Here is a 25,108-nt window from a genome sequence, read left to right as displayed (position 1 = left end):
CGTTCCGGCTGGCCGTGGTCCGCCGGTTCCCCGCTCGTGGTCTGTGGCCCTCGTGTCGCTGCCGGGCACACGAAGGAAGCTACGGAGCTGTTGTCACGGCACTGTCCGAGGCAGCCTGCGGCTAGCAGTCGGCTGTCCGTCGGTTGTGTAACGAAGGCGGTCCAGGGGTAAGAAGGAGAGCCGAATCGAGGGGATATGAGGGTATTCGCCCCTCGGTCGACCGTGACGGAGGGCGGCCCGGAGGTCTCGGACCTCCGGGCGCCGGTGAACTGACGGTGCGTCAGGTGAGCGGCAGCCGGTACAGGCCGTCCGGCAGCGGTTCCACCAGGCCGTCCGCCACGAGGCCGTCCAGCGCACGCGCGCGTTGCACCGGCTCGTGCCACACCCGGTCGAGTTCCGCCTGCGGCACGGGCGTGTGAGCCTCCCGCAGCACGGCGAGCAGCTTGCCGCGCACCTGCCGGTCCGTACCGGCGTACGTCTGGCCGCGCCGCGCCGGGCCGTCGTGCTCCGGCTTGCCCGCCAGCCGCCAGGCGCACCGGTCGGCGATCGGGCAGCGGTGGCAGCTCTCGTTCCGCGCCGTGCACACGAGGGCGCCCAGCTCCATCGACGCGGCCGCCCAGCGCGCGGCGGTCCCCTCGTCCTCGGGCAGCAGGGCGCGCGCCAGTCTGCGTTCGGCGGCCGTGGTGGCGTTCGGCGGGTACTGCACTCCCGTGACCGCGCGCGCGAACACCCGGCGCACATTGGTGTCCAGGACGGCGTGCCGCTGTCCGTGCGCGAAGGAGGCGACGGCGGCGGCCGTGTACTCGCCGATGCCGGGCAGCGCCAGCAGGTGCGCGTGGTCCACCGGTACGTCGCCGTCGTGCCGCTCCGTTATGGCCACCGCGGCGCCGTGCAGCCGCAGGGCGCGGCGGGGGTAGCCGAGCCGGCCCCAGGCGCGGACGGCCTCGCCGGGGGACTCCGCGGCGAGGTCGGCGGGGCGCGGCCAGCGGGCCAGCCACTGCTCGTAGACCGGCAGGACGCGGCTGACCGGCGTCTGCTGGAGCATGAACTCGCTGACCATCACTCCCCAGGCGCCGGCCTCGGGGCGCCGCCAGGGCAGGTCGCGGGCGTGGTCGTCGAACCAGTCGATGACGGGGGAGTGCAGGCGCGCGCCGGAGGCCGGTCCGGCCGTCGCCGGGTCGGTTGTGGCCGGATCGGTCGTGGCCGGGCGCGGCCGCTCCTCGGAGGGCGGTCCGCAGACGGCGTCGGCGGGGCTGTCGTGCGGGGGCTTCGTGGGCGCAGTCATGGCCCTTCCGATCCTGCCATGCGCGCGGGGGAACGCGTGCGTACCGCCACCGGTGGGGCGGGGGCGCGGGAGGCCGCCGCGCGCGTGCGCCACGGGCGCGGCGGCGACCGGGAGGGGCGCGAGAGGGACTGTGAGGGGCGCGAGTGCGGAGGCGTACGCCGTCGCGCTCCGTACGCGTAGCGTCACATCGGTGTGACGTCCTGTCACCGGGAAGGGCGTGCGAGGACCCAAGTCGGCGGCGGGGCAGCCCTGTCCGGAATGATGATCCGGAAAAGTTGTGACCCGGGCGGCGGGTGGCGCCGGACAACGCAAGGATCTCTCGTACAGTTTGCGCCGTGGGATCTCTGCGCAATCCGGTCGGGCCGCTCCCCTCCTCCATCTACTGGCGTCGGAGGGCCGTACTGCTGTCCGTGGTCGCCCTGTTGGCGCTGCTGGCCACCTGGATGGTCGGCTGGGGCGGGGGTGGCGGCAGGAACGGGGCGGACGGCTCCAACGGCAAGAACCCCGCGTCCTCCATCACGCCGGGACCGTCCGGGTCCGGGCCCGCGATCAGCCAGAACCCCGGCGGGCGCGACGAGTCGGGCGACGAGGACTCCGGCGGCTCGGGGGCGGGTTCCGGTTCGGGATCGGGCTCCGGCTCCGGCTCCGGCTCCGGTGACGGTACCGGCTCCGGCGGCGCGGACACGGGCGGCACCGGAGCGGCGGGATCGGGTGGTTCGGACGACGGCGTCAACGGCAGCGGGTCGAGCACGACCCTGCCGGCCGGCACGACCCTGCCCAACTGCACCGCCGGCGTCGTCACGTTGAGCCTGCGCAGCGTCCGCAACACGTACTCGCCCGACCAGAAGCCCACGTTCCGGCTGACGGCGAAGAACTCCTCCGGGAGCGACTGCAAGGTGGATCTCGGGCCGAAGAAGGCGGTGTTGACGATCACCCAGGCCGGCGGAGCCGACGACTACTGGTCGTCCGCCGACTGCCCCAAGGGGGCCGTGAGCCTTCTGTACCGGGTGCCGGCCGGGGAGAGCTTCACGTACACCATGACCTGGGACCGGAAGCCGAGTGCGCCGGAGTGCGCGACGCCTCCGGCCGGAGCGGCCAAGGCCGGGACGTACCTGGTGGAGGCGAAGGCGCCCGGGTTCGCCAAGGCGCAGACCTCGTTCGTGCTGGAGCAGGACTGAGGCGGGGCCGTCCGGCCGTCGCTCCCCGCGCCCGGGGCGCGGTCGTGTCCGCACACGCGACGGAGGCACCCCGACCGTCAAAGACACCGACGGTCCCAGCGGCACCGGGAGCCTGAGGGCTTCCACCGGTCCGGGCAGTACCACCGGTCCGGGCAGTACCAGCGGTCTCGGCAGTACCGCCCGGCTCAGGGGTGTCGCCCGTCTCGGAGGTGCCGTCGGCCCTGGGAGCCGCAGGTCTCAGACGTACCTCTCCAGGATCGACGACTCCGCCAGGCGGGACAGGCCTTCGCGCACGCTGCGCGCCCGCGCCTCCCCCACGCCGTCGACCGTCTGGAGGTCGTCGACGCTCGCCGCGAGGAGCTTCTGCAGACCCCCGAAGTGCTCCACCAGGCGGTCGATGATCGCGCCGGGCAGGCGGGGCACCTTGGCCAGCATGCGGAACCCGCGCGGGGAGACCGCCGAGTCGAGGGCCTCGGGGGAGCCGGTGTAGCCCAACGCGCGCGCCACCGTGGACATCTCGAGAAGCTCCGCGTGGCTGAGCGCGTCCAGCTCGTGCAGCGCCTCGTCGACCGTGCGGGAACGCTTGGCGGTGGGCTCCGGAACGTAGTCCCGGACCACCAGTTCACGCTCCGGCTCCACGCCCGCGATCAACTCGTCCAGCTGGAGCGCGAGAAGCCGGCCGTCGGTGCCCAGTTCGACCACGTACTCGGCGATCTCGGTGGCGATACGGCGCACCATCTCCAGGCGCTGCGCCACCGCCGAGACGTCCCGGACCGTCACCAGGTCCTCGATCTCCAGCGCCGACAGCGTCCCCGCGACCTCGTCCAGGCGGAGCTTGTAGCGCTCCAGGGTCGCGAGCGCCTGGTTCGCGCGGGACAGGATCGCCGCGGAGTCCTCCAGGACGCGGCGCTGGCCGTCCACGTAGAGCGCGATCAGCCGCATGGACTGGGAGACCGAGACGATGGGGAAGCCGACCTGCTTGCTGACGCGGTCCGCCGTGCGGTGCCGGGTGCCGGTCTCCTCCGTGGGGATGGTGGGGTCCGGCACGAGCTGCACGCCGGCCCGCAGGATCTTGGACAGGTCGGAGGAGACCACGATGCCGCCGTCGAGCTTGCACAGCTCGCGCAGACGCGTGGCCGTGAACTCGACGTCCAGGAGGAACCCGCCCGTGCACATCGTCTCGACCGTCTTGTCGTAGCCGAGCACGATGAGCCCGCCGGTGTTGCCGCGGAGCACTCTTTCCAGGCCGTCGCGCAGGGCCGTGCCGGGAGCCACCGCGCTCAGCGCGGCACGCATCAGGCCGTCGGAACCGGAGCTCCCACCGGACTTTCCGGGAGCTGCCGCCCGGTCGTTGGCTGCCACTGCACTCCTCCGGTCACAGGTTCTGGGGTGCTCCCGTTTCGCGCACTCGGTTCGTACGGACGGGCGAGACCTGGGCAAAGTCTACCGGCGCTCCTCCGCCTCCTGCGGGGCCTCTCGCCGACGCGAGCGCGGCAGCACCCGCAGGGCGTCCCCCATGTTCGCCACTTCCAGGACCTTCATCCCCGCGGGAATCCTGCCGGGATCACCCGGTACGAGCGCGTGCGTGAAGCCCAGACGGTGCGCCTCGGCGAGTCTGCGCTGCACGCCCGTGACCCGTCTGACCTCACCCGCGAGACCCACTTCGCCGATCGCGACGAGGTTCTTGGGCAGGGGGGTGTCGCTCGCCGCGGAGGCCAGTGCGAGGGCGATCGCCAGGTCCGCCGCGGGCTCGGAGAGCTTCACGCCGCCGACCGTCGCGGAGTAGATGTCCCGCTTGCCGAGCGCGCTGATCCTGCCCCGCTGCTCCAGGACCGCGAGCATCATCGAGACGCGGGAGGTCTCCAGGCCGGAGGTGGTGCGGCGGGGCGAGGGGATCTGCGAGTCGACGGTGAGCGCCTGCACTTCGGCGACCAGGGGGCGGCGGCCCTCCAGGGTGACCGTCAGGCAGGTGCCGGGGACCGGTTCGTCACGACGGGTCAGGAAGAGTCCGCTCGGATCGGCGAGGCCCGTGATGCCCTCGTCGTGCAGTTCGAAGCAGCCGACCTCGTCGGTGGCGCCGTAGCGGTTCTTGACGCCTCGCACCAGGCGCAGGCGCGCGTGCCGGTCGCCCTCGAAGGACAGGACGACGTCCACGAGGTGCTCCAGGAGGCGCGGCCCGGCGATCGCGCCGTCCTTGGTGACGTGGCCCACCAGGAGCGTGGACATGCCGCGCTCCTTCGAGGCGCGGATCAGTGCGCCGGCGACCTCGCGGACCTGGGCCATGCCGCCGGGGGCGCCGTCGATCTCCGGGGAGGCCACGGTCTGCACCGAGTCGACGATCAGCAGGGACGGCTTCACGGCGTCCAGATGACCGAGGACGGCCGCCAGGTCGGTCTCCGCGGCGAGGTACAGATGGTCGTCGATGGCGCCGATGCGGTCGGCCCGCAGCCGGACCTGGCTCGCCGACTCCTCACCCGTGACGTACAGCGTGCGGTGTTCGTCGCTCGCGGACTTGGCGGCCACGTCGAGCAGGAGCGTGGACTTGCCGACGCCCGGCTCGCCGGCCAGCAGGACGACGGCGCCGGGGACCAGCCCGCCGCCCAGCACGCGGTCCAGCTCGGGCACACCGGTGGGGCGGGCGGTGGCCTGCCGGCCGTCGACCTGGCCGATCGGCAGGGCGGAGGTGGTGACACGGCCGGGCGCCGTCGTACGGACCGCGGGCGCGCCGTACTCCTCGACCGTGCCCCAGGCCTGGCATTCGGGGCAGCGGCCGAGCCACTTCGCCGTCTGCCATCCGCACTCCGTGCAGCGGTAGGACGGGCGGTCCTTGGTGGTCTTCGTACGGGCAGCCATGGGAAAACCGTAACCGCCGGGTACGACAACGCGAGAAGCCCGTGCATGAAGCGGGTCCGCCGGGGCACAAGCGACTCGAGGTGGCGTCCACCGCTCCCACCCCCCCGGGGCGGCGGACATTGGGAGAGGTGTGCCCGGCCATTCCCCCCGGCCGGGCCGCCTCACCCCTCATGAACCGACCATTCTTGTCATGAACCCGCCATCCACTTCCTCGTTCCCGTCTCCTCGTGAGGGATCGTTTCACCCGTACGGATTAAAAGGACTCAAGGGGGCAGAAGAGGTCGTTCCGTGGCGCCTACGGTCGCACAGGTGATGAGCAGCAGTCCGGAGACCTCGACCCGCACGACCGGCGCACACCGGGCGCACAGGGAGGCGCGCGACCGCGCCGCGGCGCGCGCGGCGGCGCAGCGCACGCCCGCGCGTTACGAGCCCTACCTCGACGGCCTGTTCACCTACTGTCTGTCCGTCCTGTGCGACCACGACACCGCCACGGCGGCCCTCGGCGAGGTCCTGGCGTTCGCCGAGCGGCGCGGACACCGCGTGCCGGGCGCCGCCGACGACCGCAGGGCCTGGCTCTACGCACTGGCCCGCTGGGCCTGCCTGCGCAAGCTCACCGAGGCCAGGCAGAGGCGGCCCGGCGCGCACGCGCCGGGCCGCCACGGCACCCACCGGCAGAGCGGTGCCGAGCCCGCCACCGGGCCCGTGCCCGACGACCTCCGGGAGCGACGGCGGCGCGAACTCGCCCGGCTCGCCTGGCCGGAGGCCGCGGGCACCAGCCCCGAGCAGCGCGAGGCGCTCGAACTCGCCGTACGGCACCGCCTCGCCGCCCACGAGGTGGCGGCCGTCCTCGGCATGCAGGTCGCCGCGGCCCGCGAACTGCTCGCCTCCGCCGCCTGCGAGGTCGAACGCACCCGGGCGGCCCTGGCCGTCGTCGAGACCGGCGGCTGCCCCGGCGTGGCCCGCCTCACCGGCGACCACCAGCTCGTGCTCAGTGCCGCGCTGCGCCGCGAACTCGTCCGGCACGTCGACGACTGCCCGCGCTGCCGCCGCGCGGCGGAGCGCGCGGTGCCCGGCCGCTGGCCCGGAGCCGGCGTCACCCCCGACGAACTGCCGGTCCTGGAAGCGCCCCGCACGGCCCTGCACGCCGCCCTGGCACGCCCGCCGCGCGCGCGGGGTGCCGCCGCGCCGCGCTTCGACCGGCGCGGCTTCCCGATGGACCCCAAGGACCGTGCCGCCCGGCGGGACCGCATCCGCGCGCGTGCCGTCACCACGACGGTCGTCGCCACCGTCGTCGCCGCGCCCGTGCTCGCCCTGTGGGCGGCCTACCGGGGCACGCCGACCGCCGACTCCGACGGCCGCTCGTCCGCCGCCAGCGAGGCCGAGGGCCCCGACGGCCTCGGCGGGGACGGGTCGGGCGGCTACCAGAACGCCGGCAACGCCAGCACCCGGCCCGGCTCCGGCCTCCCCGAGGACGGCAAGCCCGACGTCTCCGTGGAGGTCGTCAGCGTCACCGGACTCGGCGCCGAGGGCGCGGGGCGCCTGACCGTCACGGCCGGGAACAGCGGCGCCACCACCCTGATCACCCTGACCGCGGCACGGGACGCGGACGGGCCGGTCCGCTGGTCGGCGACCACCGGAGCCCCCTGGCTCCGCCTGAGCCGCACCGGGGGCACCCTCGGACCCGGTGGATCGATTACGGTCAAGGTGTACGTCGACCATCTGCGCGAGCCCACCGGGCCCTGGCACGCGCGTGTGGCGGTCTCACCGGCCGGCGCCGTCGTCTCCATCGAGGGCCACGGCGTCGCGCCCGCCCCCTCGGGCCCGGGTCCCGCGCCGAGCGGGCCGCCCGCCTCGCCCGACCCCGGGCCGGCCCCGACGGCCCCGCCCTCCACCGGTCCCACGCCGAGCGACCCGCCGACCTCCGCCGACCCCGAACCCACGCCCACCGACCCCTCCCCGTCCGACCCGGGCGACTCGGCCCCGCCGTCCGGGGGCAGCGGCGACCCGAGCCCGTCGACGTCGTAGCCCGGGCCGGCCCGTGACGCGGGGGCGGCCGCGCGGTCGGCGAAACGGGCCGGCCCGGCTCAGGAGAGCCGGGCCGAGAGCCTCAGACGGTCGGGTCCACCGGGCCCGGGGGGTCCACCGGGCCCACCGGATCCTTTGGCCCCGCAAGATCCCGTGGGCCTGCCGGACCGGCGGCATCCGCGGCGGCCGGCCTTCCCGCCCGCGCGTGCGGTGCCGGCACCGGGTCCGCCGGGTGCGGGGCCAGCAGCGGCAGCCGCGAGGCGAGCCGCTCCTCGCACAGCTCGACCAGACGGTCGTAGCCGGCCTTGCCCATCAGCTCGATCAGTTCCGGCCGGTACGAGACGTACACCGGGTCGCCCGCACCGTGCGCCGAGGTCGCCGACGTGCACCACCAGTGCAGGTCGTGCCCGCCCGGACCCCAGCCGCGCCGGTCGTACTCACCGATCGACACCTGGAGCACGCGCGTGTCGTCGGGCCGGTCGATCCAGTCGTACGTCCGCCGCACCGGCAGCTGCCAGCAGACGTCCGGCTTGGTCTCCAGCGGCTCGCGGCCCTCCTTGAGGGCGAGGATGTGCAGCGAGCAGCCGGCGCCGCCCGCGAACCCCGGACGGTTCTGGAAGATGCACGAGCCTTCGAACGGGCGGGTCTGCCGGGAACCCTCGTCGTCCTCCGAGATCCAGCCCCCCCGCACGCCCTCGTCGTGGTGCTGCCAGATGTCGGGGGTGAGCCGCGCCACGTGCTCCGTCACGCGCTTCTCGTCGTCCTCGTCGGAGAAGTGCGCGCCCAGCGTGCAGCAGCCGTCGTCCGCGCGGCCCGCCTGGATGCCCTGGCAGCCGCTGCCGAAGATGCAGTTCCAGCGCGAGGTCAGCCACGTCAGGTCGCAGCGGAAGACCTGGTCGGCGTCGGCCGGATCGGGGAACTCGACCCACGCGCGCGCGAAGTCGAGGCCCTTCTCGTCGGCTTCGAGGGCCTTGCGCGACTTCTTCGGTGACCTCACCCGGGAAGAACCCGAGGAGCCGGTGGCGGATTCGGCGGCCTTGTCGGCCTTTTCGTCCTTCGCCTTTTTCGTCTTTGGCACCCGACCAGGGTAAGTCGCCCGCGCGCGGCAACGGGACTGTCTCAGGATGCGCACCGGGAGCCGGGGCCGGGACGGCTGGCAGTAGCGTGCCCTTCATGAGACTCGGTGTCCTCGACGTGGGATCGAACACGGTGCACCTGCTGGTGGTGGACGCGCATCCGGGCGCGTGCCCGCTGCCCGCCCACTCGCACAAGGCCGAACTGCGCCTTGCCGAACTTCTCGACGGGTCCGGCGCGATCGGCCGTGAGGGCGTCGACACGCTGATCACCGTCGTGCGGGAGGCGCTCCAGGCCGCCGAGGACAAGGGGGTCGAGGACGTGCTGCCGTTCGCGACCTCCGCGGTGCGCGAGGCGAGCAACGCCGACGACGTCCTCGCGCGCGTGCAGGCCGAGACCGGTGTCCGGCTGCAGGTGCTCACCGGCGAGGAGGAGGCCCGGCTCACCTTCCTCGCGGCTCGCCGCTGGTTCGGCTGGTCGGCCGGCAAGCTGCTGGTCCTGGACATCGGCGGGGGTTCCCTGGAGATCGCCTACGGCATCGACGAGGAGCCCGACGCGGCCGTCTCCCTCCCGCTCGGCGCGGGCCGGCTCACCGCGGGCTGGCTGCCGGGGGACCCGCCGGAACCCGAGCGCATACGGGCGCTGCGGCGGCACGTGCGGGCCGAGATCGCCCGGACCGTCGGGGAATTCAGCCGCATCGGCTCCCCCGACCACGTGGTGGCCACCTCCAAGACCTTCAAACAGCTCGCCCGCCTCGCCGGTGCCGCCCCCTTCACCGACGGCCCCTACGTCCAGCGCGAGCTGAAACGGGAGTCCCTGGAGGCCTGGGTGCCACGCCTGGCCGGCATGACCACCGCCCAGCGCGCCGAGCTGCCGGGCGTCTCCGAGGGCCGCGCGGGCCAGCTGCTGGCGGGCGCGCTGGTCGCCGAGGGGGCGATGGACCTGTTCGGGGTGGAGTCCCTGGAGATCTGCCCGTGGGCGCTCCGGGAGGGCGTGATCCTCCGGAAACTCGACCACATGGCTTCGTCGTAGCGGACAGTCGTGGCGCCCGGCCGTGCGGACAGCCGTGGCGCCCGGCCGGGAGACACCGCCATGACGGACCGGGCCGGGGTGCGCAGACCGTACACGCGTACGGGAAGACCGCCCGCGCGTGCGGGAGGTGAGGCGGTCGGCCCGGTGGGCACACGCGCGCAGGGCGCGACGCGATCGGGCTTGGAGACCACGCGCGCGAGGCGCGAGCCGGCGAGACCGGCACCCGGCGGCCGGTCCGTCACCGCGGACCACGCACGCGAGGCGCGAGCGTGTCGACAGGAACGCGAGGTGCTCGCCGTCCCGCCAGACCACGCGCGCGAGGCGCGAGGGGAGCGGCCCGGTGGGCACACGGACGCCGCGACGGGCCGGCCGGCCCCGGTCGATCCGGCCGTGGCATGCGCCACAACGGCACACGGACACCCGGCAGTCCGGTCGCCGCACCCCGTAACCTGTCCCCCATGGCAGAGCCAGTCGCACGCGTTCCGGATGCGAAGGTCGCCCTGTCGACTGCCTCGGTCTACCCGGAGTCGACGGCGACGGCCTTCGAGATCGCGGCACGCCTCGGCTACGACGGGGTCGAGGTCATGGTGTGGAACGACCCGGTCAGCCAGGACATCGACGCGCTCCGCAGACTCAGCGACTACCACCGCGTCCCGATCCTCGCCGTGCACGCCCCGTGCCTGCTCATCACGCAGCGCGTGTGGTCGACCGACCCGTGGGTCAAGCTCCAGCGGGCGCGCGCGGCGGCCGAGAAGCTGGGCGCGAGCACCGTCGTCGTGCACCCGCCCTTCCGGTGGCAGCGCCAGTACGCGCGCGACTTCGTCCGGGGGATCTGGCGGATGGCCGACGAGACGGACGTACGGTTCGCCGTCGAGAACATGTACCCCTGGCGCTACCGCGACCGCGAGATGCTCGCGTACGCGCCCGACTGGGACGTGACGAAGGACGACTACCGGCACTTCACGATCGACCTCAGCCACGCCTCGACCGCCCGCGCGGACGCGATCCACATGCTCGACCGCATGGGCGACCGGCTGGGCCACGTGCACCTGGCCGACGGCAACGGCTCCGCCAAGGACGAGCACCTCGTGCCCGGCCGCGGCTCGCAGCCCTGCGCCGAGCTGCTGGAACGGCTCGCGTCCAGCGGCTTCGACGGGCACGTCGTCATCGAGGTCAACACCCGGCGCGCGATGTCCAGCGCCGAACGTGAGGCGGACCTCGCGGAGGCCCTGGCCTTCACGCGCCTGCACCTGGCCGCGGCGGCGAAGGTGCCCCGCCGGTGACCGACACCGCCGCGCGCCGCCGCGGCCGTCCCCCGCGCGCGGAGTCCGCCGACACCCGCGACCGCATCCTCGCCGCGGCCCGCGAGGAGTTCTCGGAGCGGGGCTACGAGAGGTCGACGGTGCGGGGCATCGCCAAGGCGGCCGGGGTCGACGCGGCACTGGTGCACCACTACTTCGGCACCAAGGAGCAGGTCTTCGCGGCGGCCGTCGAGGTCGCCGTCGCGCCCGTGCTCGAAGGGCCGGACGCGGTGGCCGACGCCCCGCTGGACCAGGTCGGGGAACGGCTGACCCGCTTCATGTTCGGCGTCTGGGAGAACCCCACGACGCGCATGCCGCTGCTGGCGATCGTCCGCTCGGCGGTCAGCAACGAGACCGCCGCGGCCGTCTTCCGCCGTCTCGTCGCCGCGCAGCTGCTGCGCCGTATCGCCGCGCGGCTCGACGCGCCGGACGCCGAACTGCGGGCCGAACTGGCGGCCGCGCAACTGGTCGGGACGGCGATGCTGCGGTACGTGATCAAGGTGGAGCCGCTGGCGTCGGCGGACATCGAGCAGGTCGTCGCACGCCTGGCGCCGGCGGTGCAGGGCCACCTCACCGGACCCTGAGCGCGCGTGGCGCAGGGGCCGGCACGGGGTGCGGCGCGAGACGGTCGTCCCGCATTCCGGACACCTCGTCCCGGTCCCTGGATGACCGGCGTACGCTCGGGGACAGCCCTACCTGTCTGAAGGAGCGAGCGACGATGCCCGAGCTGAGGTCCCGCACAGTCACCCACGGCCGCAACATGGCGGGCGCCCGCGCCCTTATGCGCGCCTCCGGTGTACCCGGTGCGGACATCGGCCGGAAGCCGATCATCGCGGTGGCCAACAGCTTCACCGAGTTCGTGCCCGGCCACACGCACCTCCAGCCGGTCGGCCGGATCGTCAGCGAGGCGATCACCGAGGCCGGCGGCATCCCGCGCGAGTTCAACACGATCGCCGTCGACGACGGCATCGCGATGGGTCACGGCGGCATGCTCTACAGCCTGCCCTCCCGCGACCTGATCGCGGACAGCGTGGAGTACATGGTCGAGGCGCACTGCGCCGACGCCCTGGTCTGCATCTCCAACTGCGACAAGATCACGCCGGGCATGCTCATGGCGGCCCTGCGCCTGAACATCCCGACGGTCTTCGTCTCCGGCGGTCCGATGGAGTCCGGCCGGGCCACCCTCGTCGACGGCACGGTCCGCACGCTCGACCTGGTCGACGCGATCTCCGACGCCGTGAACGACAAGATCTCCGACGAGGACATCCTCCGTATCGAGGAGAACGCCTGTCCGACCTGCGGCAGCTGTTCCGGCATGTTCACCGCCAACTCGATGAACTGCCTGACCGAGGCCATCGGCCTCTCCCTGCCCGGCAACGGCTCGGTCCTGGCCACCCACACCGCGCGCAAGCGGCTCTACGTGGACGCCGCCCGCACGGTCATGGACATCACCCGCCGCCACTACGAGCAGGACGACGAGACGGTCCTGCCGCGCAACATCGCCACCGTCGCCGCGTTCGAGAACGCGATGGCGCTGGACATCGCGATGGGCGGCTCGACCAACACGATCCTGCACCTGCTGGCGGCGGCCCAGGAGGCGGGCGTCCCGTTCGGCCTGAACGAGATCGACGCGGTCTCCCGCCGGGTCCCCTGCCTGGCCAAGGTGGCGCCGAACGTCGCCAAGGACCGCACGTACTACATGGAGGACGTGCACCGTGCCGGCGGCATCCCCGCCCTCCTCGGCGAGCTGCACCGCGCCGGCCTGCTGAACGAGGACGTGCACACGGTCCACAGCCCCTCCCTGGCGGACTGGATGAAGACCTGGGACGTCCGCGGCGGCTCGCCGAGCGCCGAGGCGGTGGAACTGTGGCACGCGGCCCCCGGCTGCGTCCGCTCCGCCGAGGCCTTCTCCCAGTCCGAGCGCTGGGAGACCCTCGACGACGACGCCGAGAACGGCTGCATCCGCTCCGCCGAGCACGCCTACTCCAAGGACGGCGGCCTGGCGGTCCTCAAGGGCAACCTCGCCGTCGACGGCTGCGTGGTGAAGACGGCCGGCGTCGACGAGTCGATCTGGACCTTCGAGGGCCCCGCGGTCGTCTGCGAGTCGCAGGAGGAGGCCGTCGAGAAGATCCTCAACAAGCGGATCACCCACGGCGACGTCGTCGTCATCCGCTACGAGGGCCCCAAGGGCGGCCCCGGCATGCAGGAGATGCTCTACCCGACGTCCTTCCTCAAGGGCCGCGGCCTCGGCAAGACCTGCGCCCTGATCACCGACGGCCGCTTCTCCGGCGGCACCTCGGGTCTGTCCATCGGCCACGCCTCCCCGGAAGCGGCCTCCGGCGGCACCATCGCCCTCGTCGAGGACGGCGACCGCATCCGCATCGACATCCCGAACCGCACGATCGAGCTGCTCGTCGACGAGGCGGAACTCGCCCGCCGCGAGGAGGCGTTGAACGGGGCGTACGCCCCCGCGAACCGCGAGCGCAAGGTCTCCGCCGCCCTGCGCGCCTACGCCGCGATGGCGACCAGCGCCGACAAGGGCGCGGTGCGGGACGTGTCGAAGCTGGGCTGACGCCCGACCCGGAGCCGGGCCGACGCCCGACCGAACGCCGAAGGGCCGCCTCCGTCGACCGGGGGCGGCCCTTCCGCACGAGACGAGTCCCACGAAGCCCACGGGGCTCAGGAAACTCACCGGGCTCAGGAAACTCACGGGGCTCAGGAAACTCACGAGTCCCACGAAGTCCGTGAGGCTCAGGAGATCTACGACGCCCAGGACGCCTACGACGCTCGAAAAGCTCGCCCACTCGCCCCACGAGCCTCACCAGCCCGCCGGATCACGCCCGTCCACCGCGAAGACCGTCCCGTCGGGAGCCCCGGCGTAGATCCGACCGTCGGCCGCCCGGGGCGCGGGCAGCGTGCTGACCACCTCGTCCGCCCGCGCGCCGAGGCGCAGTTCGGTCTGCCCGACGAGCTTGCCCGCCTCCGCGTCGACGGCGAGGAGGCGGCCGTCGGGAGCGCTGAAGAACACGTGCGCGCCGTCGACGGTCGGCACCGACCCCCTGCTCACGGCCGTCTGGAGGGACCACAGCCGCTTCTCCCGGCGGGTGTCGACGGCCACGAGCGCACCGTCGTACGTCATGAGGTAGACGCGGTCGCCGTCGACGGCCGCGGCCGGCTGCTGGAGCGCGACGGACAGCGCCACCCGCCGCGACTCCCCGGTCGCGGGGGAGAACCGGATCACGGCGTCCGCCATGCCGTAACCGCCGTCGCCGTCCTCGGCCAGCAGGACGACGCTGCCGTCCGCGGCGCCCACCGGCGTCACCGCCTCGTCGAACCGCTCGTCCCAGCGCACCTCCCCGGTGGCGGGGTCCACCGCGGTGACCCGGCTCCGGCCCTCGCCGGAGGTGCTGGTCGTGTACACCAGCGCGTCCCCGGGGAACGACACGAAGTACGGGACTCCCGCTTCCGGGATCCGCCGGCTCCACCGGGTGCGCCCGGACGCCGCGTCCACCCCGGTCACCGTGCCGTCGGCCGCCGTCAGCAACAGGGTCCCGCCCGCGTACCGGACCCCCCGGTAGGGCGACACGTCCCGCTCCCAGCGCACCCGCCCCGACGCCGCGTCGAGCGCCTCGACGCGTTTGCCCGAGTGCGTGAGCACGTGCGCCGGCCCGCCCGCGACGACCGGTGCGCCGCCGGGCCGGTCCCCGGCGGACAGGGCGTGCCGCCACAGCACGCGTCCGTCGGAGGCGTCGAGGGCGAAGACCTGTCCCGCCCGGGCGCAGAGCAGCCGCCGGGAGTCGTACGTGCACTGCGGCAGCCCGTCGTCCCCCGCCGGACGCGTCGCCCAGGGCGCGTGGCCGTCCGCGGCGGACCGTGATCCGTCCGTGGCACGGGACGCCCCGGCCGTGTCCCCGCCGAACGCCTGGACGGAGGCGAACCCGCCGCCCGCGGCGAGCACCAGCGAGCCGGCGGCGAGCGCGGCCCGCCGCCGGCTCCACCGCCGCACGCCCGTCCGCGCCGCGCCGGCCCGGCCCGCCGGGCCCCCCGGAGAGGCCCCGGCCCCCGGGGAAGCGGGCGTCCCGGCCGGCTCCGGCCGCGCGGGCTCCCGCACCTCGTCGTCGGGCGCACGCTGGGCCGGTATGAACGCCTGCGTGTCGTACGAGGCCGCCACCGACCGCAGCTCCCGCATCAACTCGTCGGGCGTCGGCCGCTCCGCGGGTTCCTTCGCGAGGCAGCGCAGCACCATCGGGGCCAGGCTCTCCGGCACGCCGGTCAGGTCCGGCTCGTGGTGCACGACCTGATAGGCGACGACGTAGGGGCTGTCCGAGTCGAACGGCCCCCGCCCGGTCGCCGCGTGCACCAGCACCGATCCCAGCGCGAACACGTCCGCGGCGGGCCCGACCTCCCGCGGCCGCCGGAACTGCTCCGGCGCCATGAACGGCGGTGTCCCGATCAACTTGCCGGTCTCGGTGCGCAGTTCGCTGTCCTTCGGCCGCGAGATGCCGAAGTCGATGACCTTCGGACCGTCCTCGGCGAGCAGGACGTTGCTGGGCTTCAGGTCCCGGTGCACGACGCCGACCCGGTGGATGTCCCGCAGCGCCTCCGCGAGCCCGGCCATCAGCCGCCGCAGCTCGCCCGCTCCCATGGGCCCGTTCCGCTTCACGTGCTGCGACAGGGTCGGGCCGGGAATGAACGACGTGGCCATCCAGGGCCGTTCGGCCTCCGGGTCGGCATCGACGACGGGCGCGGTGAAGGCGCCGCTCACCCGCCGCGCGGCCGCCACCTCCTGCCGGAACCGCCCCCTGAACTCGGGATCCCGCGCGAATTCGGCGTGTACGACCTTCACCGCGACCTTCATGCCCGAGGTGCTGCGGGCCAGGTGGACCACGCCCATGCCGCCCGAGCCCAGGCAGGATTCCAGGTGGTAGTGACCGGCGTACTCCGGAAGTTCCGCTTCCGCGTCCGCGCCGGTGTCGTGCTGTGGCGCCATGGACCACCCCCGTGCTCTTCGTCCGCGCGCGCGACGCACGGAGCCTAGTCGATGACGTTCACGCGACCGAGGAGGCTTGCCCGCATCCCCGTGCGAATCGTGTACATGTGTTTCGTATCGTGATTGCGGGGAATCAACGGGGCCCCATGGCAGTCATGGGGTCCGACGGGGGAGGTTTTTTCATGTCTGTCGAACGCGTGGAAGAAGCGGAAGAGGCCGTGGCCGCCGAGGCCCGGACCGCGGCGGCGCTGACGTACTACCCGGTGGCGCCCGGCGTCAGCCTCAACGTGCGCAGCGGACCGGCCACCAGCTACCCGATCGTCAAGGTGCTGCCCGAGGGCACGAAGGTGCCGGTCTTCTGCCAGACGCCCGGCACCTCGGTCAGCGGCCCGTACGGCACGACGAACATCTGGGACAACATCGCCAACGGCCAGTTCGTCTCGGACGCGTACGTGAGGACGGGCAGCGACGGCTACATAGCCCCCCGCTGCGCCTGACCCGGCCGCGCGCCCCACCGCGCGCGTCCCGCGCTCCACCGCGCACCCTGCCGGGGAGCCCGCCCGGCCCGGAGCCATAATCGTCCCGTGAGCGACGAGAACGGCACGCCGGACACCGAGGCGGGTTCCCCGGAGACCAGGACGGGTTCCCCGGACACCGGGGCGGGTTCTTCGGGCCGGCCGGGGCACCGGCCGGCCCACCCGGCCGGTGCCCCGGCCGCGGGCGCCCCCTCCGGACCCCGCCCGGAACCCCTCCGCTTCTTCGGCACCACCTGGGTGGACCACGACCACGGCTACCCGTTCCGCCGCATCGGCGTGGCCGCCGGCTCGCTGGCCGCCGCGGCCGCCTCCTGCCTCGTCCTGCGCTTCGCCTACGAGGGCGTCGCGCTCGCCGGCACCGGCGGCTTCGTGACCGTGCTGGTCGTCGTCATGTTCGCGATCTCCAGCGCCCTGGCCTTCCGGAACACCTGGGAGGGCTTCGGCAGGCGCCCCGACCCGGCCCGTCAGGCCTCCCTGCGCGGCCTGCTGGCCATCGGCTTCGTCGGCTCCCTCCTCGCCTACTTCTTCCGTTCCCTCACGGAGGCCCCCGGCGAGAAGCTGCACCGCGAGGAGTACGAGGCGGCCCGCGCCGAGCACGAACGCCGCACCGCACGCCGCACCCGCAACCCGTCCAGGAAGCGCCGCCGTTCCTGAGGGCACCCACCGCCGGACACCCCCGCACCGCGTGAAGCGGCCCGAGCCGTCACGGCTCCCCCGCGGCCCCGGCCGAGCCACCGCCGCACCGACCGGCCGCTCACCCGGCAGCCCCCGGCCCTCCCGGCCCCCACCCTCTGCTCCCCGGCCCTCTGGCCGCTCCCCGACCCCTCCCGCCACCATGGCCCCATGACCCCCGCCTCCCGCACCCCCAGGGCCCTCTCCTTCGACGCCGCCGCGGCCCGGTACGCCGCGAACCGCCCCTCCTACCCGGCGGCCCTCTTCGAGGCGATCGAGGAGACGGCGGGCCGCCCGCTGTCCGGCGCGCGGGTCGCCGACGTCGGCGCCGGCACCGGGATCGGGACCGCCCTCCTGCACGCCCGCGGCGCCCGGGTCGTGGCCGTCGAACCGGGCGCCGGCATGGCGGAGCAGTTCCGCCGGGACCTCCCCGGCGTGCCGATCGTGCGCGGCGACGGCAACCACCTCCCCCTCGCCACCGCCTCCCTCGACCTCCTCACCTACGCCCAGTCCTGGCACTGGACCGACCCGGACCGCGCGATCCCGGAGGCCCTGCGCGTCCTGCGCCCCGGCGGCGCCCTCGCGCTCTGGTGGAACTCGGCCGCCCTCGACGTACCGTGGATCGACGCGCAGACGGCCCGCGTCGAGCGGCACTTCGGTCTCGAACGGGTCGCGGGCGGCAACGGCGACGGCACGCACGACGCGATCGCCACCGCCGCGGGCCGCCTCGGCTTCGCGCGCCGCCGCGTCCGCTGGAGCCGTCGCGTCCCCGTCGACACGCACCTGGCGAACATCGGCAGCCACTCGCTGTTCCTGGTGCACGGCCCGGAGCGCGCCGCCGCCTTCCTCGACGGGGAGCGCCGGCACCTCCTGGCCGTCTTCCCCGACGGCGTGGTCGAGGAGACCTACGACGTCGGACTGCTGCTCGCGATCCGCCCCTGACCGCGCGGCATCCGCCTCTCGCGGGCGGCGGCCCACTCCTCCAGGGCCGTCGCACACGCGTGGTCCACGTGCCGCAGCCCGGCCGGCTCCAGCCGCACCTCCCGGTCCCGGTGCTGGACGTCCAGCGCGTGCAGGGCGTCCAGCAGGTTCGGCAGCCGCAGGAACGTCGCATGCCCCAGCAGCCGTACGACGATCCCGGCGTCACCGCGGTCCTCGGTCTCCACGCGCACCTGGCTGACCTCCCAGGCCGTCTTCGCCACGGCCAGCGCCAGCCCGGCGAGCACCCCGGCGAACAGGTTCCCCGCGACCACCACGACCGCCGTCACGCCCAGCACCGCCACCTCACCGCGATGCCCGCGCCACCAGGCCCGTGTCTCCCGGACGGGGAGGAGGCCGCAGCCGACGTACAGGAGCAGCGCGGCCACCGCCGCGGCCGGCACCACCCCCGTCGTCCCGAGCGCCACGAGCACGCCGGCCACGACGGCCGCCACGACCGGCGGCCCCACACGAGCCGGTACCCGCGCGAACGACCACCGCGCCGACGTGGCCAGCACGAGCGCCACGACGGCCCCGACCACCCCCGCCTCCGCGAGACGCGCGCACTCCGCCGCGTCCGGCAGCCCCGCGGCACCGCCCGGCCCGCGCACCTCCACGCGCCGCACCTCCAGGTCGAACGCCCAGGTCGCGCCCGCCGCCGCCACCACGGCGGCCAGCGGCGCCGGAACCAGCCGCGCACCCCACCGCCACCGCCGCCACAGCCACGACAGGACCAGGGTGGCGCCCCCCACCGACAACGCCACCGGATCCATCCGCCCGGGCAGGCCGGCCGTCCCGGCCACCGGCCCGAACCCGCTCACCGGCACCGCCGCGTCGCCGAGGGCGTACGCCTGCCCCGCGACCAGGGCGAGTCCGATCCCGGCGAGCGTCCCTCGCGCGACCGCCACCGGCACGGCCCGGAGCCACCTCCCCAGCCGCACCAGCGAGGCGGCCAGTGCCCCGCCCAGACCGGTGACCAGCACCGGTCCGGCGGGGACTTGGCAGATCAGGGCGACGCCACCGCACACGGGCAGCGCGACGAGGAGGACGACGGGGAAAGCCGGCAGTTCGGTCTGACGGACACCATGGCGCATGACGGCGGCACCTCCGGTCGGGAACGGGAGATGCGTGGGCGCCGTGCCGGGGGAGGACACGGCGAACTGAATCCCATTTTCATGAAAGCGGGCGGCCGCACACCGGAAACCGTCGATCGCCACACGAACGGGGAAGCGCGCGACCGCGACCGCCCCGCCTCCCGTGCGCCGCCATACGCCCGTACCCCGCCGACGCGCTCCGGCCGCTTGACGGCTCCCGCCCGCGGAGAGATTATTCATCACATGATGAATTACAGGGCTCGAACCCCCGAACCCCCCGACGACGCGGGACCGGCCGACCTCACCCCCGCCGCCGTGCGCGCCTCCGCCCTCACCGTCGTCCGAGGTCCCCGCACGGTCCTGCGCGCCCTCGACTTCACGGTCCCGCGCGGCCGTGTCACCGGGCTCCTCGGCCCTTCGGGATGCGGCAAGTCGACGCTCATGCGGGCGATCGTCGGCACCCAGGCCAAGGTCGCCGGGACCCTGGACGTGCTCGGCCACCCCGCCGGCCACCCCGTCCTGCGCACCCTCATCGGCTACGTCACCCAGGCGCCGTCCGTCTACGACGACCTGTCGGTCCGCCAGAACCTCGACTACTTCGCGGCCGTCCTCGCCCCCGGCCGCGCGGCGGCCGACCGCCGCCACGACGACGTCACCCGTGCGATCGCCGACGTCGACCTGACCAGCCACACCGAGGCCCTCGCCGGCAACCTCTCCGGAGGCCAGCGCAGCCGCGTCTCCCTGGCCGTGGCCCTCCTCGGAGCCCCCGAACTCCTCGTCCTGGACGAACCGACGGTCGGCCTCGACCCGGTCCTGCGCCGCGACCTGTGGAACCTCTTCCACGACATCGCCGCCTCCCGAGGCACCACCCTCCTCGTCTCCTCCCACGTCATGGACGAGGCCGAGCGCTGCCACCGCCTGCTCCTCATGCGCGAGGGCGGGATCCTCGCCGACGGCACCCCCGACGAGCTGCGCGCCCGTACCGGCTCGGACACGGTCGAGGCGGCCTTCCTGCACCTGGTCGACGAGGCGGCCGAAGCGACCCGCGAGAAGGAGGAGACCCGATGACCGCGAGCACCCGCCCGGCGCCCACCGCTCCCGCCACCCCCACGGCCCCCCTCAACCTCTCCCGCACCACCGCGACCGCCGCCCGCGTCCTGCGCCAGCTGCGCCACGACCCCCGCTCGATCGCCCTGATGATCCTCGTCCCGTGCCTGATGCTGGTCCTGCTCCGCTACGTCTTCGACGGCAGCCCCCGCACCTTCGACACCATCGGAGGCTCCCTCCTCGGGATCTTCCCCCTGATCACGATGTTCCTGGTCACGTCCATCGCCACCCTGCGCGAGCGGACCTCGGGCACCCTCGAACGCCTCCTCGCCCTCCCCCTCGGCAAGGGCGACCTGATCGCCGGGTACGCCCTGGCCTTCGGCGCCCTCGCGATCGTCCAGTCCGCCCTCGCCACCGGCCTGGCGCTCTGGTTCCTCGACCTGGACGTGACGGGCAGCCCCTGGCTGCTCCTCCTGGTGGCCCTGCTCGACGCCCTCCTCGGCACCGCCCTCGGCCTCTTCGTCTCGGCCTTCGCCGCCTCCGAGTTCCAGGCGGTCCAGTTCATGCCGGCGGTGATCTTCCCCCAGCTCCTCCTCTGCGGCCTCTTCGCCCCCCGCGACACCATGCACCCCGCCCTGGAGGCCGTCTCGAACGTCCTCCCCATGTCCTACGCCGTCGACGGCATGAACGAGGTCCTCACCCACACGGACATGACGGCCGACTTCGTCCGCGACGTCCTCGTCGTGGCGGGCTGCGCCCTGCTGGTCCTCGGCCTGGGGGCGGCGACCCTGCGCCGCAGGACGGCATGACGGGCCCGTGACGGGACGCGGGCCCGTGACGCGCGCGGCGCCGAGGCGGCGACGGCCCCATGACGGCGACCCCGCGATGCGGGTGGCCCCGCGGCGAGGGCGGCCCCGCGACGGAGGCGGGCCCGCACCGCCCACCCACCGGACAGCTCCCACCCCCGAACCGGCCCCGGTGCGAGGATGACCCCGGACGACGCAACCCCCCGGAGGACCCCGCCATGTCCCAGAAAGTCGCAGTCCTAGGCACCGGCAAGATCGGCGAAGCCCTTCTCAGCGGCATGCTCCGCAGCGGCTGGCCTCCCGCCGACCTCCTCGTCACCGCCCGCCGCGCGGACCGCGCCGAGGAACTCCGCGCCCGCCACGGCGTCACCCCGGTCACCAACGTCGAGGCCGCCAAGACCGCCGACACCCTCATCCTCACGGTCAAGCCGCAGGACATGGGCGCCCTCCTCGACGAACTGGCCCCGCACGTCCCCGCCGACCGCCTGGTCGTCAGCGGAGCCGCCGGCATCACGACCGCCTTCGTCGAGGAACGCCTCACCGCCGGTGTCCCCGTCGTCCGCGTCATGACGAACACGCCCGCCCTCGTCGACGAGGCCATGTCCGTCATCTCCGCCGGCAGCCACGCCGGCGCCGGCCACCTCGCCCACGCCGAGGAGATCTTCGGCTCCGTGGGCAAGACGCTCCGCGTCCCCGAGTCCCAGCAGGACGCCTGCACGGCCCTCTCCGGCTCCGGCCCGGCGTACTTCTTCTACCTGGTCGAAGCGATGACGGACGCCGGCATCCTGCTCGGCCTGCCCCGCGACAAGGCCCACGACCTCATCGTCCAGTCCGCGATCGGCGCCGCGACGATGCTCCGCGACAGCGGCGAACACCCGGTCAAGCTCCGCGAGAACGTCACCTCCCCGGCCGGCACCACCATCAACGCCATCCGCGAACTCGAGAACCACGGCGTACGAGCCGCCCTCATCGCCGCCCTGGAGGCCGCCCGCGACCGCAGCCGCGAGCTGGCCGCCGGCACCAAGGACTGACGGCACGGAGCGCACCGCCCCGCCGGGGGCGGTCACCTCGCCGCGTCCACCACCTCCCCGGTGGTGACGACCCGCGCGAAGCCGCCCCCGTGCAGCGACACCGCCGACGCCCGCGCCACCTCGTCCGCGCTCAGCCGCCACCCGAACGGCCCCTCCAGGTCGAACGTGTGGGTGGCGTCGTACGCGACCACGACGTCGTACCCCAGGTTCCCGCCCATCCGCGCGGTCGTCTCCACGCACATGTTGGTCTGGATCCCGGCCAGCACCACCTGCGCCACCCTCCGCGCCCTCAGCCAGGCGTCCAGATCCGGCGTCCCGTAGAAGGCCGAGTTCACCGTCTTCGTGACGAGCAGCTCGGCACCGGCGCCCCCGCCCCTCCTCTTCTCCACGTACGCCTTGAAGTCGTTCCCCCCGTACCCCGGCCGCAACGGGGACTCCGGCTTGTCCGAGTCGTGCCGCACGAACACGACCGGCCGCCCCGTGGCCTGCCACACGTCGATGAGCGCGGCGATGTTGTCGTCGGCACCGGGGTTGTTCCGGGACCCCCAGAAGCCGGCCTCGTCGAAGCCCTTCTGCACGTCCACGACCACCAGTGCCGCGTTCTCGGTGATGTCCATGTCCCCGATCCTGCCGCCGCGGCGCCACCCGCCCCAGGGGGTGAGAAGCCGGCGATCGATGGTTTACTGCCACGCATGGACCAGGACGGCGCCCCTCGGGAACGACCGGACCCGTACCGGGTGGGCCTCGTCGCCTTCCCCGGCATCCGCGCCTTCGACGTCTCCGTCATCACCGAGGTCTGGGGCACCGACCGCACCGACCGCGACGCCCCCGCCTTCGACCTGCGCCGCGTCGCCCCCGACACCGGCACGCCCGTCCCCATGCGCGGCGGACTCAGCCTCCTGCCCGACCGCACCCTCTCCTGGCTGCCGCGCGCCGACCTGATCCTGGTCCCCGGCCTCGACGACCACGTCACCCCCGCACCACCGCCCGTCCTCCAGGCCCTCCGCCATGCCCACGCCCGCGGCACCACCATCGCCGCCCTCTGCGGCGGCGCCTTCACCCTCGCCCAGGCCGGCCTCCTCGACGGCCGCCGCGCGATCACCCACTGGAACCTGGTCGACCTGCTGCGCGCCCGTCACCCCGAGGTCACCGTCGTGCCCGACGCCCTCTTCATCGAGGACGACAACATCTGGACCGCGGCCGGCACCGCGGCCGGCATCGACCTCTGTCTCCACCTGGTCCGCAGGTCCCACGGCGCGGAAGCGGCCGCCACCATCGCCCGCTCGATGGTCACCGCCCCCTTCCGCACCGGCACCCAGGCCCAGTTCATCGAACACGTCACCCCCCGCACCGACCGCGACGGCGACGCCCTCGCCGCCGTCCGCGAACACGCGCTCCGCCACCTCCGGGAACCGCTCACGGTCGCCGGCCTCGCGGCCCGCGCCGGCATGTCCCCGCGCACCTTCGCCCGCCACTTCACGGCGGCCACCGGCACCACCCCGCTGCGCTGGCTCCTTGACCAGCGCCTCGCGGCCGCCCAGAAGCTCCTCGAACGCACCGACCTCCCCATGCCCGAGGTCGCCCGCCGCGCGGGCTTCGGCAGCGAGGTCACGATGCGCCAGCACTTCGCGTCGCGCCTCGCCACCAGCCCCCGCGCCTACCGCGCCGCGTTCAGCGCCGGCTCGGCCACCGCGGGCAGCAGTCCGATCGCCCGGTAGGCGGCGTCCACGACCGGCCGGGCCATCGCCCGCGCCCTCTCCGCACCGTCCCTCAGCACCTCCTCCACGAACGCGGGGTCGGCGCACAGCTCCCGGTGCCTGGCCCGCACGGGCCGCAGCACCTCCACCACCGCGTCGGCGGTGTCCCTCTTCAGAGCGCCGTACGACGCGTACCCGTCCGCCAGGGTCTGCGGGTTCCCGCCCGTGCACGCCGCGAGGATCTCCAGCAGGTTCGCGACGCCGGGCCGCCCCTCCCGGTCGTGCACGACCTCCCGCCCGCTGTCGGTCACGGCCCGCATGACCTTCTTCCGCACGACGTCCGGCTCGTCCAGCAGGTAGACGACGCCGGGACCCGAGTCGTCGCTCTTGCCCATCTTCGACGTCGGTTCCTGGAGGTTCATCACCCGCGCCCCCACCGGCGGATGCGTCGCCCGGGGCACCACGAACGCCTGCCCGTACCGCTGGTTGAACCGCAACGCCAGATCCCGGGTCAGCTCCACGTGCTGGGCCTGGTCGTCCCCGACCGGCACCTCCTCCGTCCCGTACGCCAGGATGTCCGCCGCCATCAGCACCGGATAGGTGAGCAGCGACAGCCGTACGCTCCCGCCCCGCTCACGCTCGCGCGCGGCCTTCTCCTTGTACTGGATCATCCGCCGCATCTCGCCGTCGGTGGCCACACACTCCAGTACGTACGACAACCGCGCGTGCTCGTCCACGTGGCTCTGCACGAAGAGGGTGCACAGCCGCGGATCCAGCCCGGCCGCGAGCAGCAGCGTCGCGGCCTGCCGGCTCAGCCGACGCACCCGCGCGGGGTCGTGGTCCACGGTGAGGGCGTGCAGGTCGACCACGCAGAACAGCGCGTCCGCCCGGTGCTGATCGACCTCGGCCCACTGGCGCATGGCTCCCAGGTAGTTCCCCAGCGTCAGATGCCCGGTCGGCTTGACCCCGCTGAAGACCCGCTTCATCTCTCCACCTCCTGGTCGAGGCCGCCGCACCCGGCCGGCCGGTCCCCAGGAGGGAGAAACAGAAACGGCCGCCGAGGCGGCGGCCGTTGAGTGCACACGTCAGTCCGGCCGCCGTCAGGCGGCCCACCACAGCTGGGTGCTGCACGTGTGCGTAGTCATGCGGGTCAGCGTACGCCTCCGGGTGACCGGGGGAGCTGAGTTGACACGCTCCGGGCGGCTGCGTAGTGTTCTCCGGGTTGTCCGACGTGAGCGCCGACTTCGGTCGGTCCCCGGACAGCCATTCCGCAAGTACCAGCCACTTCTCGACGAGCAGTCGATCCGTCTGCCGTCGCGTCATTGGCGCGTGTATTCGCGAAATGAGGAATCCGCGTTCGAAAGGACGCAGCCCCGATTGGCTTCGGGGCCGGGGAATCCGCTAAAGTCTCACTCGTCGGAACGGCCCAACGGCCGGGAAGACAACCCCCCTCTGACGGGGAATCGGGGCCGAAAGGATCTGATAGAGTCGGAACCGCCGGAAAGGAAA

General features: G+C 73.9%; 20 protein-coding genes and 1 pseudogene. 13 read left to right on the top strand and 8 right to left on the bottom strand.

Translation table 11 applies throughout. The features are described from left to right. Window positions 1-280: 280 nt before the first annotated feature. Window positions 281-1,285 (bottom strand): HhH-GPD family protein, encoded by a 1,005-nt coding sequence (locus ACZ5FU_RS08780; RefSeq protein ID WP_468840226.1) that lies wholly within the window; start codon window positions 1,283-1,285, stop codon window positions 281-283. Window positions 1,286-1,620: 335 nt separating this feature from the next. Here ACZ5FU_RS08780 and ACZ5FU_RS08775 point away from each other — a divergent pair, with 335 nt between their 5' ends. Then, a complete protein-coding gene (locus tag ACZ5FU_RS08775; protein WP_468642653.1) occupies window positions 1,621-2,463 on the top strand; it encodes a hypothetical protein in 843 nt (280 codons plus the stop codon). Between the two features lie 237 nt (window positions 2,464-2,700). Here ACZ5FU_RS08775 and disA read toward each other — a convergent pair whose 3' ends face one another. Together disA and radA are read right to left on the bottom strand one after the other, a co-directional pair. After that, the gene (disA, locus tag ACZ5FU_RS08770) at window positions 2,701-3,825 is read right to left on the bottom strand and encodes a DNA integrity scanning diadenylate cyclase DisA (protein ID WP_451530651.1); all 1,125 of its coding nucleotides are present in this window, start codon (window positions 3,823-3,825) and stop codon (window positions 2,701-2,703) included. 81 nt (window positions 3,826-3,906) lie between these two features. Continuing rightward, window positions 3,907-5,316, bottom strand: a complete 1,410-nt coding sequence (radA, locus tag ACZ5FU_RS08765; protein ID WP_451530652.1) for a DNA repair protein RadA — start codon at window positions 5,314-5,316, stop codon at window positions 3,907-3,909. Window positions 5,317-5,628: 312 nt separating this feature from the next. Between radA and ACZ5FU_RS08760 the strand changes: the two genes are divergently transcribed. Further along, on the top strand, window positions 5,629-7,341 hold the full coding sequence (locus ACZ5FU_RS08760) for a hypothetical protein (RefSeq protein ID WP_469045114.1): 1,713 nt from the start codon (window positions 5,629-5,631) through the stop codon (window positions 7,339-7,341). 220 nt (window positions 7,342-7,561) lie between these two features. On the opposite strand, the pseudogene ACZ5FU_RS08755 reads toward ACZ5FU_RS08760, so the two are convergent. Then, window positions 7,562-8,419 (bottom strand): annotated as a pseudogene (locus tag ACZ5FU_RS08755) (DUF3109 family protein); the annotation flags it as partial. 95 nt (window positions 8,420-8,514) lie between these two features. Between ACZ5FU_RS08755 and ACZ5FU_RS08750 the strand changes: the two are divergent. The 4 genes from ACZ5FU_RS08750 to ilvD all read left to right on the top strand — a co-directional run bounded on the left by ACZ5FU_RS08750 (window position 8,515) and on the right by ilvD (window position 13,320). After that, entirely contained in the window at window positions 8,515-9,447 is a 933-nt protein-coding gene (locus tag ACZ5FU_RS08750) for a Ppx/GppA family phosphatase (protein ID WP_451530654.1), read from the top strand. A 458-nt stretch (window positions 9,448-9,905) separates the two neighbouring features. Continuing rightward, a complete protein-coding gene (locus ACZ5FU_RS08745) occupies window positions 9,906-10,730 on the top strand; it encodes a sugar phosphate isomerase/epimerase family protein (RefSeq protein ID WP_451530655.1) in 825 nt (274 codons plus the stop codon). Then, the gene (locus ACZ5FU_RS08740) at window positions 10,727-11,332 is read left to right on the top strand and encodes a TetR/AcrR family transcriptional regulator (protein WP_451781815.1); all 606 of its coding nucleotides are present in this window, start codon (window positions 10,727-10,729) and stop codon (window positions 11,330-11,332) included. The genes ACZ5FU_RS08745 and ACZ5FU_RS08740 overlap by 4 nt, the downstream gene beginning before the upstream one ends. 134 nt (window positions 11,333-11,466) lie before the next feature. Further along, on the top strand, window positions 11,467-13,320 hold the full coding sequence (ilvD, locus tag ACZ5FU_RS08735; RefSeq protein WP_451530657.1) for a dihydroxy-acid dehydratase: 1,854 nt from the start codon (window positions 11,467-11,469) through the stop codon (window positions 13,318-13,320). Between the two features lie 246 nt (window positions 13,321-13,566). On the opposite strand, the gene ACZ5FU_RS08730 is transcribed toward ilvD, so the two are convergent. After that, window positions 13,567-15,738: a serine/threonine-protein kinase gene (locus tag ACZ5FU_RS08730; protein WP_468840233.1), complete on the bottom strand. Its 2,172-nt coding sequence runs from the start codon at window positions 15,736-15,738 to the stop codon at window positions 13,567-13,569. A gap of 182 nt (window positions 15,739-15,920) precedes the next feature. Here ACZ5FU_RS08730 and ACZ5FU_RS08725 point away from each other — a divergent pair, with 182 nt between their 5' ends. The 3 genes from ACZ5FU_RS08725 (at window position 15,921) to ACZ5FU_RS08715 (ending at window position 17,888) form a co-directional block, all read left to right on the top strand. Next, window positions 15,921-16,235, top strand: coding sequence for an SH3 domain-containing protein (locus ACZ5FU_RS08725; protein WP_451530659.1), 315 nt, complete (start codon window positions 15,921-15,923; stop codon window positions 16,233-16,235). 87 nt (window positions 16,236-16,322) lie between these two features. Further along, window positions 16,323-16,928: an EamA/RhaT family transporter gene (locus ACZ5FU_RS08720; protein ID WP_451781812.1), complete on the top strand. Its 606-nt coding sequence runs from the start codon at window positions 16,323-16,325 to the stop codon at window positions 16,926-16,928. Window positions 16,929-17,117: 189 nt separating this feature from the next. After that, window positions 17,118-17,888 (top strand): class I SAM-dependent methyltransferase, encoded by a 771-nt coding sequence (locus ACZ5FU_RS08715; RefSeq protein ID WP_451781810.1) that lies wholly within the window; start codon window positions 17,118-17,120, stop codon window positions 17,886-17,888. Here ACZ5FU_RS08715 and ACZ5FU_RS08710 read toward each other — a convergent pair. Then, window positions 17,852-19,018 carry a SulP family inorganic anion transporter gene (locus tag ACZ5FU_RS08710; protein WP_451781808.1) on the bottom strand — a complete coding sequence of 389 codons (1,167 nt, stop codon included), beginning with the start codon at window positions 19,016-19,018 and terminating at the stop codon, window positions 17,852-17,854. The two genes, ACZ5FU_RS08715 and ACZ5FU_RS08710, sit on opposite strands and share 37 nt — an antisense overlap. Window positions 19,019-19,261: 243 nt before the next feature. Here ACZ5FU_RS08710 and ACZ5FU_RS08705 point away from each other — a divergent pair, with 243 nt between their 5' ends. The 3 genes from ACZ5FU_RS08705 (at window position 19,262) to proC (ending at window position 21,902) form a co-directional block, all read left to right on the top strand. Further along, window positions 19,262-20,086: an ABC transporter ATP-binding protein gene (locus ACZ5FU_RS08705; RefSeq protein ID WP_469045113.1), complete on the top strand. Its 825-nt coding sequence runs from the start codon at window positions 19,262-19,264 to the stop codon at window positions 20,084-20,086. Beyond that, a complete protein-coding gene (locus tag ACZ5FU_RS08700) occupies window positions 20,083-20,874 on the top strand; it encodes an ABC transporter permease (RefSeq protein ID WP_469045112.1) in 792 nt (263 codons plus the stop codon). The genes ACZ5FU_RS08705 and ACZ5FU_RS08700 overlap by 4 nt, the downstream gene beginning before the upstream one ends. Window positions 20,875-21,089: 215 nt before the next feature. Then, a complete protein-coding gene (gene proC, locus ACZ5FU_RS08695; protein ID WP_469045111.1) occupies window positions 21,090-21,902 on the top strand; it encodes a pyrroline-5-carboxylate reductase in 813 nt (270 codons plus the stop codon). A gap of 32 nt (window positions 21,903-21,934) precedes the next feature. Here the strand turns inward: proC and ACZ5FU_RS08690 are convergent, their stop codons facing one another. Beyond that, window positions 21,935-22,519: a cysteine hydrolase family protein gene (locus tag ACZ5FU_RS08690; RefSeq protein WP_469045110.1), complete on the bottom strand. Its 585-nt coding sequence runs from the start codon at window positions 22,517-22,519 to the stop codon at window positions 21,935-21,937. Between the two features lie 75 nt (window positions 22,520-22,594). Between ACZ5FU_RS08690 and ACZ5FU_RS08685 the strand changes: the two genes are divergently transcribed. Continuing rightward, on the top strand, window positions 22,595-23,620 hold the full coding sequence (locus tag ACZ5FU_RS08685; protein WP_469045109.1) for a GlxA family transcriptional regulator: 1,026 nt from the start codon (window positions 22,595-22,597) through the stop codon (window positions 23,618-23,620). Here the strand turns inward: ACZ5FU_RS08685 and trpS are convergent. Continuing rightward, the gene (gene trpS / locus ACZ5FU_RS08680; protein WP_469045108.1) at window positions 23,560-24,585 is read right to left on the bottom strand and encodes a tryptophan--tRNA ligase; all 1,026 of its coding nucleotides are present in this window, start codon (window positions 24,583-24,585) and stop codon (window positions 23,560-23,562) included. The genes ACZ5FU_RS08685 and trpS overlap by 61 nt on opposite strands. Window positions 24,586-25,108: the final 523 nt, after the last annotated feature.

The sequence above is a fragment of the Streptomyces sp. NPDC031554 genome, from assembly GCF_055580685.1.
The sequence above is the reverse complement of the archived record's forward strand: the minus strand, read 5'-3'. Positions and strand labels throughout refer to the sequence as shown.

What these genes read in the sequence shown, in the direction of transcription:
- ACZ5FU_RS08780 (WP_468840226.1), bottom strand. Translation starts at nt 1,285, where the DNA reads ATGACTGCGCCCACGAAGCCCCCGCACGACAGCCCCGCCGACGCCGTC.
- radA (WP_451530652.1), bottom strand. Translation starts at nt 5,316, where the DNA reads ATGGCTGCCCGTACGAAGACCACCAAGGACCGCCCGTCCTACCGCTGC.
- ACZ5FU_RS08760 (WP_469045114.1), top strand. Translation starts at nt 5,629, where the DNA reads ATGAGCAGCAGTCCGGAGACCTCGACCCGCACGACCGGCGCACACCGG.
- ACZ5FU_RS08750 (WP_451530654.1), top strand. Translation starts at nt 8,515, where the DNA reads ATGAGACTCGGTGTCCTCGACGTGGGATCGAACACGGTGCACCTGCTG.
- ACZ5FU_RS08745 (WP_451530655.1), top strand. Translation starts at nt 9,906, where the DNA reads ATGGCAGAGCCAGTCGCACGCGTTCCGGATGCGAAGGTCGCCCTGTCG.
- ilvD (WP_451530657.1), top strand. Translation starts at nt 11,467, where the DNA reads ATGCCCGAGCTGAGGTCCCGCACAGTCACCCACGGCCGCAACATGGCG.
- ACZ5FU_RS08730 (WP_468840233.1), bottom strand. Translation starts at nt 15,738, where the DNA reads ATGGCGCCACAGCACGACACCGGCGCGGACGCGGAAGCGGAACTTCCG.
- ACZ5FU_RS08725 (WP_451530659.1), top strand. Translation starts at nt 15,921, where the DNA reads ATGTCTGTCGAACGCGTGGAAGAAGCGGAAGAGGCCGTGGCCGCCGAG.
- ACZ5FU_RS08715 (WP_451781810.1), top strand. Translation starts at nt 17,118, where the DNA reads ATGACCCCCGCCTCCCGCACCCCCAGGGCCCTCTCCTTCGACGCCGCC.
- ACZ5FU_RS08710 (WP_451781808.1), bottom strand. Translation starts at nt 19,018, where the DNA reads ATGCGCCATGGTGTCCGTCAGACCGAACTGCCGGCTTTCCCCGTCGTC.
- ACZ5FU_RS08705 (WP_469045113.1), top strand. Translation starts at nt 19,262, where the DNA reads ATGATGAATTACAGGGCTCGAACCCCCGAACCCCCCGACGACGCGGGA.
- ACZ5FU_RS08700 (WP_469045112.1), top strand. Translation starts at nt 20,083, where the DNA reads ATGACCGCGAGCACCCGCCCGGCGCCCACCGCTCCCGCCACCCCCACG.
- proC (WP_469045111.1), top strand. Translation starts at nt 21,090, where the DNA reads ATGTCCCAGAAAGTCGCAGTCCTAGGCACCGGCAAGATCGGCGAAGCC.
- ACZ5FU_RS08690 (WP_469045110.1), bottom strand. Translation starts at nt 22,519, where the DNA reads ATGGACATCACCGAGAACGCGGCACTGGTGGTCGTGGACGTGCAGAAG.
- ACZ5FU_RS08685 (WP_469045109.1), top strand. Translation starts at nt 22,595, where the DNA reads ATGGACCAGGACGGCGCCCCTCGGGAACGACCGGACCCGTACCGGGTG.
- trpS (WP_469045108.1), bottom strand. Translation starts at nt 24,585, where the DNA reads ATGAAGCGGGTCTTCAGCGGGGTCAAGCCGACCGGGCATCTGACGCTG.